Origin of the sequence: Mycolicibacterium neoaurum ATCC 25795, from assembly GCF_000691525.1 — a bacterium.
Lineage (GTDB): Bacteria > Actinomycetota > Actinomycetes > Mycobacteriales > Mycobacteriaceae > Mycobacterium > Mycobacterium neoaurum.
In genome coordinates, this window is the sequence record NZ_JMDW01000005.1 from 62168 (window position 1) to 74399 (window position 12232).

The following is a 12232-nucleotide window of genomic DNA, read 5'->3' on the forward strand; positions in this document are numbered from 1 at the left end:
CCATGTGGCGTCAACCGAAAGCCGTCTGGGCCGTTGCCTTCGCCTCCGTCGTCGCCTTCATGGGCATCGGCCTCGTCGATCCCATCCTCAAGCCCATCGCCGACAATCTGCATGCCACCCCGTCGCAGGTCTCCCTGCTGTTCACCAGCTATATGGCGGTGATGGGTGTCGCCATGCTGATCACCGGCGTGGTGTCCAGCCGCATCGGCCCGAAGAACACCCTGCTGATCGGCCTGGTGATCATCATCGCCGGCGCCGGGCTGGCGGGGATGAGCGAAACGGTGATGGAGATCGTCGGTTGGCGGGCGCTGTGGGGGCTCGGCAACGCGCTGTTCATCGCGACCGCACTGGCCACCATCGTCAACGCCGCCCGCGGATCGGTGGCACAGGCGATCATCCTCTACGAGGCCGCCCTCGGCCTCGGCATCGCGATTGGTCCGCTGGTCGGCGGCGTGCTCGGCTCCATCTCCTGGCGCGGACCGTTCTTCGGGGTGTCGGCGCTGATGGCCGTGGCACTGGTGGTGACCGTGTTCCTGCTGCCGTCCACCCCGCGCCCGGCGCGCGCCACCAGCATCGTCGACCCGTTCCGGGCGTTGCGGCACCGCGGCCTGCTGGCGGTGTCGGTGACCGCGCTGTTCTACAACTTCGGCTTCTTCACCCTGTTGGCGTTCACCCCGTTCCCGCTGGACATGAACGCCCAGCAGATCGGGCTGATCTTCTTCGGTTGGGGTGTCGCGCTGGCCTTCACCTCGGTGGTGGTGGCGCCGCGGCTGCAGCATCGGTTCGGCACCATCCCGACGCTGGTGGTCAATCTGCTGGCGTTGACGGCCACGCTGGCCGTGATGGCCATCGGGACCGCCGACAAGGCGGTGTTGGCAACGTGTGTGGTGGTGGCCGGCTTGTTCATCGGCGTCAACAACACGCTCATCACCGAGACCGTGATGAAGGCCGCACCCGTGGAGCGCGGCGTCGCATCGGCGGCGTACAGCTTCCTGCGGTTCGGTGGCGCGGCGGTGGCCCCGTGGCTGGCGGGCACGCTCGGCGAGCACGTCAGCATCCATCTGCCCTACTGGGTGGGTGCGGGTACGGTGGCCGTCGGTGCCGCGCTGCTCTTCGCCGCGCGCGGACACCTGACCGGGGTCGACGCGCCAGAGGATGAGATCGACGAACTGACCGACGAGGCCACCGCCGTCACCGTCGGCAACTGAGTCAGCCGTACTAACTGACGGTGCTCTAACCGACAGCGACCCCCACCACGGAACCCACCAGATAGGTGGCCGCTATCGCGGCGCCGCCCAACAGCAGCAGGCGCAGCGACGAGAACAGCGGCGGGGTGCGGGTGAACTTCGATGCGAGCGCGCCGGTGATCGCCAAACCCAATCCGCCGCAAGCCAACCCGGCCCACAACGAGGCGAATCCGAGCAAGTACGGGATCAGCGGCACGATGGCGCCGATGGTGAACATCACGAACGACGAGATCGCCGCCACCCACGGGGAGGGCTTCTCGCGCGGGTCCACGCCCAGCTCCTGGACGAGGTGAAAGTTCAGCGCGCGGTTCTCGTCGCGGTGGATCTCCTCGGTGGCGGTGGCCGCGGTCTGCGGGGTCATGCCCATCTCGACGAGCATCGCGGTGAGCTCATCGCGTTCGGCATCGGGCTGGTTGCGGAACGAGCGACGTTCCACCTTCACCTCGGAGTCGATCTGTTCGTTCGCCGTCGTCACCGAGGTGAACTCCCCCAGCGCCATGGAGAACGCGCCGGCCAGCAGGCCGGCGATACCCGCGAGCACCACGGTCTGCGGGCTGGCGCTGGCCGCCACGCCGGCTATCAGGGCGGTGTTGCTGACCAGACCGTCCATCGCTCCGAAGGTGGCCGCGCGCAACCATCCACCCGTCACGTCGGCATGCTTGTGGTCGGGCACATGAGGCAGACCCGTCGGCGACTGAGGATCGGACATGACGCCATTGAACGCTTGGCATTTCCTGAGGTCTTACTCAGGTTTGCCTTGCCGGGAGAACGGGCACGTTACCGTCTGCTATGACCACTACCGCTGATCACCTCCGCAACGCCCTCGACGGCCGCTGGCGAGACGTGAAGAACCAGGTCCGCACGGAGCTCTCGGGCGAAGTGTTCCGTCCGCACTACACCCCGAACACCGTCATCGCCCGAACCAAGGTCGCCGAGCAGCTGAAGATCATGGCCGCGCGCGGTGCCGCCGAGGACGGTTTCAAGAAGGAGCACGGCGGCAACGGTGATGTCGGTGCCGCCGTCACCCAGATCGAGATGCTCGCGATGAGCGATCTCTCGCTGATGGTGAAAGCCGGTGTGCAGTGGGGTCTGTTCGGCGGGGCCATCGAGAATCTGGGCACCGAGCGCCACCACAACGCCTACGTGCGAAAGCTCATCGATCTCGAGCTGCTCGGCTGCTTCGCCATGACCGAGACCGGCCACGGCAGCGATGTGCAGTCCCTGGAGACGACGGCCACCTACGACCCGCGGACCCAGGAATTCGTCATCGACTCCCCCACCCCGTCGTCCCGTAAGGACTACATCGGTGGTGCGGCGGAGACGGCGCGGGTGGCAGCGGTGTTCGCGCAACTGATCACCAAGGGCGAGGGCCACGGTGTGCACTGTTTCGTGGTGCCCATCCGCGATGATGCCGGCAACGACCTGCCGGGCGTCACCACCTCGGACTGCCACTACAAGGGCGGTCTGCCCGGCGTCGACAACGGGCGCATCCAATTCGACCAGGTGCGCATCCCGCGGGAGAACCTGCTCAACAAATACGCCGACGTCGCCGAGGACGGCACCTACAGCTCGCCCATCGAGAACAAGGGCCGCCGCTTCTTCACCATGCTGGGCACCCTGATCCGCGGCCGCGTGACGGTCGGCGGCAGCGCCGGTGCCGCCGCACGGGTGGCGCTCGACATCGCCACCCGATATGCGCTGGAGCGCAGGCAGTTCGAGGCACCCGGCTCGGAGAACGAGGTGCTGATCATGGACTATCTGGTCCACCAGCGCCGGTTGTTCCCGCTGATCGCGAAGTCCTACGCCCTGCAGTTCGCGCAGAACGAGTTGGTCGCCAAATGCCACGAGTTGCAGACCGCGGAGAATCCCGACGCCGAGGAGCAGCGCGAGCTGGAGTCCCGCGCGGCCGGGCTGAAGGCGGCCAACACCTGGCACGCCACCCGGGCCATCCAGGAGGCGCGTGAAGCATGCGGTGGCGCAGGCTATCTCGCCGAGAACCGGCTGATCGCCCTGAAGGCCGACACCGACGTGTTCACCACCTTCGAGGGTGACAACCATGTGCTGACCCAGCTGGTGGCCAAGGAACTGTTGACCTCCTACGCCGACGACATCAAGGGTATGAGCCCCGTCGAGTGGGTGCGGTTCGCGGCCAACTTCGCCGGCGAGCGGGTGCTCAAACGCACCGCGGCCCAGACCATCATGCAGACCATCATCGACACCCGCGAGGACAACGAGGAAGAGGGCTCGCTGTTCAACCGCGGCACCCAGGTCAAGATGTTCGAGGACCGCGAGGAGTACATGCTCGCCTCGGTGGCCCGCCGGCTGCAGAGCAAGGCCAAGGAGATGTCACCCTTCGAGGCGTTCAACTCGGTGCAGGATCACGTGTTGCACACCGCGCAGGCGCATATCGACCGCATCATCCTGGAGGCCTTCGTCGCCGGTATCGACGCCTGCGAGGACGAGCAGGCCCGCGAGATCCTCGGCCTGGTCTGTGACCTGTACGCGCTGTCGGTGATCGAAGAGGACAAGGCGTGGTTTGTCGAACACCGTTTCCTGTCCACCGAGCGGGCCAAGGCCGTCACCCGCGGTATCAACGACCGCTGCCGCCGGTTGCGCCCGCACGCGGAACTTCTGGTGGACGGGTTCGGCATCCCCGAGCAGTTGCGCTACGCCGAAATGCTGCATCCCGAGCACATCCCGGACGCCGACGAGCATCAGGAGAAGGACGCTGTCAGCTCCGGGACCATCGAACCCAAATAGCGTAGGTACCCGATCCCCGGCACGGCGAGCGTCTCACGGGCCGGGGATCGGATCCAGCGCCTGCAGCGAGCCGTCGTCGCCGATCTGGAAGCGCACCTGACCGATTCCGGTCGGGCAACACGGCTTGTCCTCGCCCTGCAGCCACTGATACTGCACCGCGGCCGTGGAGTCGCCCATCGCCACCACCGTGGTGTACGGCCGGGGCCGCGGCGTGGGCGGACCCAGCGGCTTGTTCTTGTCGAAGAAAAGGACCTGCACGGCCGCGTCCGGGGCCTTGTCGCCCGTGCCGATGACGACCCAGTGCAATCGGCAATCGCCGGTGTGGCCGCGCGAGGTTTCCGTCCAGCGCTCCCCCACACCCTGGATGGCCGTGCGCACGGTCTCGGCGGTCGGGGTGTCCTGGGCCGGGCAATCCGCGGAGGTCTGCGGCGCGGAGTTCTTCGGGCTCCAACCGCATGAGGCCAGTGCCGGCGCAGCCAGCGAGACCAGCAAGACCGCTGCGAAAGCGACGGTACGGCGGTGGATTCGGTGCGATCGCGACCGTTGCGTCGCTGTCGGCGGGTGCTGGCTCGTCAGTGACATGAGACGAGCTTACGACCGAGATGAAAAGCTCCCCCGATTGGACTCGAACCAATAACCGCCCGATTAACAGTCGGGAGCTCTGCCAATTGAGCTACAGGGGAATGAACCGAGGACAGACTTTAGCGCATGTACCCCGCGGTCGAAGAATCGACTGGTCAGAAGCCCCGTCACCACCTCCTCCGGCGCGTGAGGCAGGATGGTGGGAGTCCTGCTGTCACCGTGGAGGGAGCCTCGTGTTCCGGATCGTCTTCGTACTGGGTGTCGGCTACGTGCTCGGCGCGAAAGCCGGCCGCCGCCGCTACGAACAGATCACCGCGACGTACAAGGCGGTCACCGAGAATCCGGCCACCAAGGCCGTCCTGGACGCCGGGCGCCGCAAGGTCGCCGACCGGGTGTCCCCGGATCCACAGTTGGTGCGGCTGACCGCGATCGACGCCGAGACCTCGGTGCTCGCGCCCGAGGAGACCGGCGTCCGGCCGCGCAACGGCGCCAGGGACTGATTCCGGCTAGGGAGTGCCGCCCTCGGATCGCAGGGCGGCGATATCGGCAGGCGCCCCGTCCACAGGGGCTTCGCCACCGATAGGTGTCTCGCTGGGCGTCAGCTCCAGCGCCGCCCGCGGCGCGCGCCACTCGTCGTTGTCCAGGGTGCCGCCGTAGAGCGCGATACCGAGCGTGGTGACCACCGCGGTTGCCAGGACGCCGACCCCCTTGGTCGCCGGGATCGCGCGGTAACCGTCCTCAGCGCTCACAATCGACGCCTTCCTGTCGCGTACCCCTGGTGCAGATCGAGTCTTGAGTCTCGCGTCACCAGATAACGAAAGGGACGCGACACGGTGACCATTGGCACACGGTCCTCGGACGCCGAAAAAGTCTGGCCGGATCTCGGAAGTATGTTCCGGGACCCGGCCAGGTGAACGAAAGCAGCGGCTCGCTAGCCGATCGGGATGCTGGTGTTCCAGCTGGTGCCCGGCAGCACCGGACCGGAGTAGAGGCCCCCTGGGCCGATTCCGATGCGGGGCGTACCGACACCGACGCCGTTACCGTTCGAGTAGGACAGGCAGTTGCCGTCGTCCTTGTTGCCGAACCAGGCCAGGCAGGCCGGGGCCGCCTCCGCCGCCGGGGCGGGCGTGGTCGAGAAGGCCACCACGGGCGCCGCGGCGACGGCCGCCGCGAAGGTGCCTGCGACGAGGATCGTGCGTGTCCGATTGCTCAGGAATGACACGGTGGGACCTTTCTGGACAGTTAGCTGCGCTCTCACCATAACGGTTGTGTCGCGATCATGCAGTCAAGTCGTCGCCACTGGCCTGCTCGAGCAGACTGCGCCGGTAGGTCTCCATGGCCACCAGGTCGCCGAACAGTGCGTGGTATTCGTCGCTGTTGTCCACCGGTGACATCCGCTGCAACTTGGACTTGACCTCGGCGATCTGCCGTCCGATCGACACCTCCTGCAGCCTGGCCAGTACGCCGCAGATATAGCGGGCCAGCCGCTCGTCGTCGTCGATCTTGATGGCATCCACGCTGAGTTCGTTCACCAGCACCGCGGCGTCACCCGCCAGATCGCGCACCGTCTCGATCCACTGCGCCCCGGACAGTCCGGCGGACACGCCACCGGCCGCCGCGATCGCTGTCCGCACCGCCGCATAGGCCGGGTGGGTGAAGCTCTCCGGGCCGAGGCTGTCGAACACCGGGCCCGCCAAGCCCGGGTACTGCAGCGCGGACTTCAACGCCTCCCGCTGCGGACGCAATGTCGGGTCCATCGGGTTCGGCCGGGCGACGGATGCCTGGGCTCCCGGCGCGGTGGCGGCGCGCCGGTTGGTCTGCTGGCTGGCACGACCGGCCCTCGGGCCCTTGCGGCCGGCCTCCTCGCGGACCCGGCCCAGCACCTGCCCGACGTCCTCCCAGCCGACCCAGCCGGCCAGCTGGCGGGCGTACTCGTCGCGCAGGGTCGGATCCTTGATCCGCGACACCATCGGAACACACCGGCGCAGCGCGGCGACCCTGCCCTCGGCGCTGTCGAGATCGTGATCGGTCAGCGCGGTGCGGATGGCGAATTCGAACAGCGGGGCGCGGCGGGCGACCAGGTCGCGCAGCGCCCCGTCACCGGAGCGCAGCCGTAGATCGCAGGGGTCCATTCCATCGGCCGCCACCGCCACGAAGGATTGCCCGGCCAGATTCTGCTCACCCTCGAAGGCCTTCACCGCGGCGGCGCGGCCCGCGGCATCACCGTCGAACACGTAGATCAACTCACCACGAAAGAAGTTGTCGTCCATCATGAGTCGTCGCAGCATCGACAGGTGCTCGTCACCGAAAGCGGTGCCGCAGGCGGCCACCGCGGTGGTCACTCCGGCCAGATGCATCGCCATCACATCGGTGTATCCCTCGACGACGACGGCCTGATGACCCTTGGCGATATCGCGCTTGGCCAGATCCAGCCCGAAGAGCACGTGAGACTTCTTGTACAGCACGGTTTCCGGAGTGTTGACGTACTTGGCTTCCATATGGTCGTCGTCGAAGAGCCGACGGGCCCCGAACCCGATGGTCTCACCGGAGGACACCCTGATGGGCCACAGCAGGCGGCGATGGAAGCGGTCGATCGGTCCGCGCTTACCCTCCTTGCTGAGCCCGGCGGCCTCGAGTTCCTTGAACTCGAAACCCTTGCGCAGCAAGTGCTTTGTCAGTTTGTCCCAGCCCGACGGGGCGAATCCGCAGCCGAACCGGGCGGCGGCTTCGGCGTCGAAGTTCCTGTCGATCAGGTACTGCCGGGCCGGGGCGGCCTCCTCGGAGCGCAACTGCTCGGCATAGAATTCCTGTGCGGCGGCGTTCGCCGCGATCAGTCTGCTGCGACTACCGCGGTCGCGCTGCACATTGGTTGCCGCGCCGCCGGTATAGGTGACGGTGTAGCCGACCTTGTCGGCGAGCAACTCGACGGCCTCGACGAAGCTGACATGCTCGATCTTCTGCAGGAACGCGTAGACGTCCCCGCCCTCACCACAACCGAAGCAGTGGAAGTGCCCGTGATTGGGCCGGACATGGAACGACGGGGATTTCTCGTCGTGGAAGGGGCACAGGCCCTTGAGCGAATCGACCCCGGCACGTCGCAACTGCACGTAGTCGCCGACGATGTCCTCGATGCGGACCCGTTCCCGGATGGCCGCGATATCACGATCGGGGATGCGGCCCCGGCCGCCCCGCATCGCATCATTGGCCATCGATGCAGTCTATCGGCCCGTCACAGGGGCCGCGGCGAGCGCACCTCGTGCACCCTTTCCAACCGGGACTCGGTGTAGGACGCGATCTGATCGACCACCACCCGCAGCCGTGCGCCGTCATCGTCGGCGAGGGTGAACTCCGCCGCGAACTGGGGGTCCAGGCTGCTGGGGGCCTGCGCCCACAGCGTCAGCGCGACCTCCTGGATGAGTGTCCGCTGATCGGTCTGGATCTGCAGGTGCCGGTGGTCGGACATGATGAACTGCAGCGCCAGCATCTTGAGCACCGCGACCTCGGCGCGCACCTCGCCGGGCACGTGCAGGTCGGTATCGAAGCGTTTGAGCACGGGTGCACCGCCCACCACCGCGCGGGTCTGGGATATCGCGGCGTTGGCGAAGCGGCCGACGAGTTCGCTGGTCAGGTTCTTCAGTGCCACCGAGGCCGCCAGGGTGCCGTCGTACTTGCCGACGGCGGCCACCACCGGCATCTCCGAGAGGCGCTGCGCCGCGGCGAGCAGATCATCGTGTGAGACGGCCGGATATGCTCCGGCGCCGAGGCGGGCAAGCGCGTCGGCGGCGTCGCGGTCGGCCAGCACCCGCAGGTCGATACGCCCGGAGATGACGCCGTCCTCGACATCGTGCACCGAGTAGGCGACATCGTCGGCCCAGTCCATCACCTGCGCCTCCAGGCACGGGCGGTTGGCCGGTGCGCCGTCGCGCAACCAGTCCGCGGCGGTCATGTCGTCGTCGTAGAAGCCGAACTTCTTCGGGTTCTGCGAGCGCGCCCACGGATACTTGGTGACCGCATCCAGGGCCGCGCGGGTGAGGTTGAGCCCCGCCGAACGACCATCGGCGGTAAGGACTTTCGGTTCCAACCGGGTCAGGATCCGCAGGTTCTGGGCATTGCCCTCGAAGCCGCCGAACGGGGCCGCGATCTCGTTGAGCGCGCGTTCACCGTTGTGCCCGTACGGCGGGTGACCGATATCGTGGGCCAGGCCGGCCAGATCGACCAGATCGGGATCACAGCCGAGGCCGACGGCCATTCCCCGGCCGATCTGCGCGACCTCCAACGAATGGGTCAGGCGGGTGCGCGGGGTGTCCCCGTGGCGGGGGCCGACCACCTGGGTCTTGTCAGCCAGCCTGCGCAGTGCCGCCGAGTGCAGCACCCTGGCCCGGTCGCGGGCGAAGTCGGTGCGGTGCTCGGTGGCGTTATCGGCCAGCTTCGACGAACCCACGCCGGCACCCTTGGGCGCCTCCGGTACCAGCCGCTGCCGGTCGAAGTCGTCATAATCGGATGTGTTGCGTTGCGTGGCCACCGCCCGACAGTCTGCCAGCACCACAACCGCGGTTCGGACATGACTGCCGCCACATCGGCCGGCGAGTCACTAGATTGACGTGCATGCGCCTAGCCCGATTGCTCAGCATGCTGCTCGTGGCCTTGACCGCGGCCCTGTCGATGGCACCCGCTGCGCTGCTGGGGGCGCCCGACGCGGCGGCGCGACCACCGCTGCGGCTGCCCAACCAGATCGTCGACGAGTCCAACGTCCTGGGTGCCGCTGGTAAGGAGCAGGTCGGTCAGGCCATCGATCGGCTCTACCAGAACCGTCAGGTGCGGCTGTGGGTCGTCTACGTGGACAGCTTCTCCGGGCAGAACGCCGAGCCATGGGCGCAGGCGACCCTGCGAGCCAGCGATCTCGGCGAGTACGACGCGCTACTGGCCGTCGCGACCGTCGACCGGGCCTACGCCTTCCTCACCGGTTCCGCGGCGGCCAGCAACTCCGAGGCGAACACGCTGCGGCGCAACGAGATCGAGCCCGCATTGCGTGACGGGAACTGGGCCGCCGCGGCCGTCGCCGCCGCCGACGGGCTCGATGCCAAGACCACCAGCTCGTCGTCGGGTCTGAACTGGTTCGGCGTGCTGGTCGTGCTGGTCATCCTCGGGCTGGGCGTGCTCGGCCTGCTGCTGTGGTCGCGGCGGCGCACGCGCAAACGCCGCGAAGCCGATCTGGCCGCCGCACAACGCATCGATCCGACCGATCCGAGCGCGCTGGCCGCGGTGCCGTTGGAGACGCTGGATGAGTTGTCCCGGTCGATCGTCGTCGAGGTCGACAACGCGGTGCGCACCAGTGACAACGAGTTGACACTGGCCGTCGAGGAGTTCGGTGAACAGCGCACCGCGCCGTTCAGCGCCGCGGTCACCGCCGCGCGGACCGCGCTGACCCAGGCCTTCAACGCCCGGCAGATCCTCGACGACACGGTGCCCGAGACACCGGCCCAACGTCGCGACCTGCTCACCCGGGTGATCGTCGCCGCGGCCAAGGCCGATCGTGAGCTCGACACCCAGCGCGAGGCATTCGGTCAGCTGCGCGATCTGGTGATCAACGCCCCCGCCCGCCTGGACGTGCTGACCCAGCAGATGGTCGATCTGACCACCCGCATCGCGCCTGCCGAGCAGGCGTTGGCCGAACTGAACCGCCAGTTCGCCCCGACCGCACTGCATTCGGTGGCCGATAACGTCGACACCGCCAAGCAGCGCCTCGCCTTCGCCGACCAGAACATCAGCAACGCCCGGGCACTGGTGGCCCGGCCGGCCGGGCAGCAGGCCGGCCTGGTGGATTCCGTGCGGGCCGCCGAATCCGCACTGGGGCAGGCACGCACGATGCTCGACGCCATCGACAGCGCGGCCGGTGACATCAGTCGGGCGATCGCGACGCTGCCCGAGGAGATCGCCGATGTGCAGGCCGGTATCGCCGCCGCCGACGCACAGCTGAGCCGCGGCGGGTTCGCCGAGGCCGCCGAGCTCAAGGCCGCCCGCGATGCCGCGGCACAGGCGGTGGCGACGGCGCAGGAGTCCGGAAAGACCGACCCGCTCGGTGCTTTCAGCGCGCTGACCCAGGCCGACGCCGACCTGGACCGGCTGCTGGCGGTCATCGCCGAGGAACGGCAGGCCCAGGAACGCTTACGCCGGTCCTACGAGCAGGCGCTGGCCGCGGCGCAATCCCGGGTGCGCGGGGTCAGCGATTTCATCGACACCCGGCGTGGCAGCGTCGGCCCCGAGGCGCGTACCCGGCTGGCCGAGGCGGTGCGGCAGCTGCAGGCCGCACAGGACAAGGCCGCCGACAACTCGACCGAGAGCCTCCCGACGGCCATCGCGCATGCCAACAGCGCGACCTCGCTGGCCATGCAGGCCCAACAGCTGGCCAACAACGATGTCAGCTATGCCCATCAGGCCTACAACTCCCAGCACTACGGCGGTGGGTCGAATTCCGGTGCGGTGCTGGGCGGAATCATCATCGGCAACATCCTGTCCGGGGCGTTGCGCGGCGGTATCGGCGGCAGCGTCGGCGGCGGGAGTTGGCGGTCGACATCGTTCGGTGGATCCGGCGGCGGCTTCGGTGGTGGCGGTGGTGGTGGCTTCGGTGGTGGCGGCGGCCGCTTCTAGCAGCCCGATTTCCCGGCGAGCGTGCGTGTCTGCAGCCTGACACGCCGCCGCGCCGCGAAGTTCACGCACGCTCACGCCCCGCGAACGGGTCAGTCGCTCGGCGCCGCCAGCTGCTCGGCGAGCTTGTCCAGCTGGGCCTTGTAACCCATCTTCATGCCGAACGCCGCCATCTTGGCCTTGTCGCCGATCCTGGTGATGGTGACATCGAGGGTGAGCGTGGTCTGTCCGTCGCGCTCGGTCAGCGTGATGTCGTTGGTGTGCTCGATGGTCGAGGTCGCCTCCTGCCCGTCGGTCCAGGATCGTGCGTCATAGATCATCCTGGTGACGGGATCGACGCGGGTGAACGTGCCCGCCATCGGCCAGCGGGTGCCCGCGTATTTGCCCATGCCCTCGCCGGCTTCCATCACGACGTACACCTCACCGCCGACTCGGGCATCGATGCGACATTCGGGCACAAACGTGTCCTTCGGCCCCCACCACTGTTGCAGCATTTCGGCCTTGGTCCAGGCGTCCCACACCGTCGCGATCGGCGCCGGGTAGCTGCGTTCCAGAGAGAACTCTTTCTTCTTCTTGAAGAGTTGCAGAATCATTATTTCTCCACGTGTGCAATTGATTTCAAGAACTCGCCGAGAGAGTCGAGTCGCTCGTCCCACAACCGCTCGAAGGACGCGACCCACTGGCCGATGCTCTCGAACGGCGCCGCTTCGAGCTGGTAGATGCGCCGCCGCGCCACCGCCTGGCTGCTGACGATCCCCGAATCACCAAGCACCCGAAGGTGTTTGGACACCTGCGGCTGACGGATGCCGAGCGCCTCGGCGATATCACCGACCGAAAGCGGTCCGGCCCTGAGCAAATCGACGATACGCAGGCGACTCGGCTCCCCCAGCGCCACGAACACCGCCGCCTGCATGTCAGCCACCATAGGGCGCCCCACATATTCCCGTCAAGGAATATGTCAAGATTGATTCCCCCGCGAGCGTGCGTGTCTGCACCCC

General features: G+C 67.6%; 12 protein-coding genes and 1 tRNA gene. 4 read left to right on the forward strand and 9 right to left on the reverse strand.

Annotated features, from left to right (window positions below):
• Positions 1–2: 2 nt before the first annotated feature.
• Entirely contained in the window at positions 3–1208 is a 1206-nt protein-coding gene (locus tag IC40_RS0104650) for an MFS transporter (protein WP_030133587.1), read from the forward strand.
• Between the two features lie 25 nt (positions 1209–1233).
• Here IC40_RS0104650 and IC40_RS0104655 read toward each other — a convergent pair whose 3' ends face one another.
• Positions 1234–1956, reverse strand: a complete 723-nt coding sequence (locus IC40_RS0104655) for a VIT1/CCC1 transporter family protein (RefSeq protein WP_030133588.1) — start codon at positions 1954–1956, stop codon at positions 1234–1236.
• A gap of 80 nt (positions 1957–2036) precedes the next feature.
• Between IC40_RS0104655 and IC40_RS0104660 the strand changes: the two genes are divergently transcribed.
• Positions 2037–4007 carry an acyl-CoA dehydrogenase family protein gene (locus IC40_RS0104660; RefSeq protein ID WP_030133589.1) on the forward strand — a complete coding sequence of 657 codons (1971 nt, stop codon included), beginning with the start codon at positions 2037–2039 and terminating at the stop codon, positions 4005–4007.
• Between the two features lie 33 nt (positions 4008–4040).
• Here IC40_RS0104660 and IC40_RS0104665 read toward each other — a convergent pair whose 3' ends face one another.
• Together IC40_RS0104665 and IC40_RS0104670 are read right to left on the reverse strand one after the other, a co-directional pair.
• On the reverse strand, positions 4041–4589 hold the full coding sequence (locus tag IC40_RS0104665) for an LppP/LprE family lipoprotein (RefSeq protein WP_081843323.1): 549 nt from the start codon (positions 4587–4589) through the stop codon (positions 4041–4043).
• Between the two features lie 28 nt (positions 4590–4617).
• A tRNA-Asn gene (locus IC40_RS0104670) sits at positions 4618–4690 on the reverse strand.
• Between the two features lie 132 nt (positions 4691–4822).
• Here IC40_RS0104670 and IC40_RS0104675 point away from each other — a divergent pair.
• The gene (locus IC40_RS0104675) at positions 4823–5089 is read left to right on the forward strand and encodes a hypothetical protein (RefSeq protein ID WP_030133591.1); all 267 of its coding nucleotides are present in this window, start codon (positions 4823–4825) and stop codon (positions 5087–5089) included.
• A gap of 6 nt (positions 5090–5095) precedes the next feature.
• On the opposite strand, the gene IC40_RS0104680 is transcribed toward IC40_RS0104675, so the two are convergent.
• From IC40_RS0104680 to IC40_RS0104695, 4 genes are all read right to left on the reverse strand, one after another.
• Positions 5096–5338, reverse strand: coding sequence for a hypothetical protein (locus IC40_RS0104680; protein ID WP_030133592.1), 243 nt, complete (start codon positions 5336–5338; stop codon positions 5096–5098).
• Between the two features lie 182 nt (positions 5339–5520).
• On the reverse strand, positions 5521–5811 hold the full coding sequence (locus tag IC40_RS0104685; protein WP_030133593.1) for a DUF7155 family protein: 291 nt from the start codon (positions 5809–5811) through the stop codon (positions 5521–5523).
• Between the two features lie 55 nt (positions 5812–5866).
• A complete protein-coding gene (gene dnaG / locus IC40_RS0104690) occupies positions 5867–7783 on the reverse strand; it encodes a DNA primase (RefSeq protein WP_030133594.1) in 1917 nt (638 codons plus the stop codon).
• Between the two features lie 35 nt (positions 7784–7818).
• The gene (locus tag IC40_RS0104695) at positions 7819–9111 is read right to left on the reverse strand and encodes a deoxyguanosinetriphosphate triphosphohydrolase (protein ID WP_030133595.1); all 1293 of its coding nucleotides are present in this window, start codon (positions 9109–9111) and stop codon (positions 7819–7821) included.
• 83 nt (positions 9112–9194) lie between these two features.
• Between IC40_RS0104695 and IC40_RS0104700 the strand changes: the two genes are divergently transcribed.
• On the forward strand, positions 9195–11237 hold the full coding sequence (locus IC40_RS0104700) for a TPM domain-containing protein (RefSeq protein WP_030133596.1): 2043 nt from the start codon (positions 9195–9197) through the stop codon (positions 11235–11237).
• A gap of 89 nt (positions 11238–11326) precedes the next feature.
• Here the strand turns inward: IC40_RS0104700 and IC40_RS0104705 are convergent, their stop codons facing one another.
• Together IC40_RS0104705 and IC40_RS0104710 are read right to left on the reverse strand one after the other, a co-directional pair.
• Entirely contained in the window at positions 11327–11827 is a 501-nt protein-coding gene (locus IC40_RS0104705) for an SRPBCC family protein (RefSeq protein ID WP_030133597.1), read from the reverse strand.
• Positions 11827–12147, reverse strand: coding sequence for an ArsR/SmtB family transcription factor (locus IC40_RS0104710; protein WP_030133598.1), 321 nt, complete (start codon positions 12145–12147; stop codon positions 11827–11829). Before IC40_RS0104710 ends, IC40_RS0104705 begins: the two co-directional genes overlap by 1 nt.
• Positions 12148–12232 lie beyond the last annotated feature (85 nt).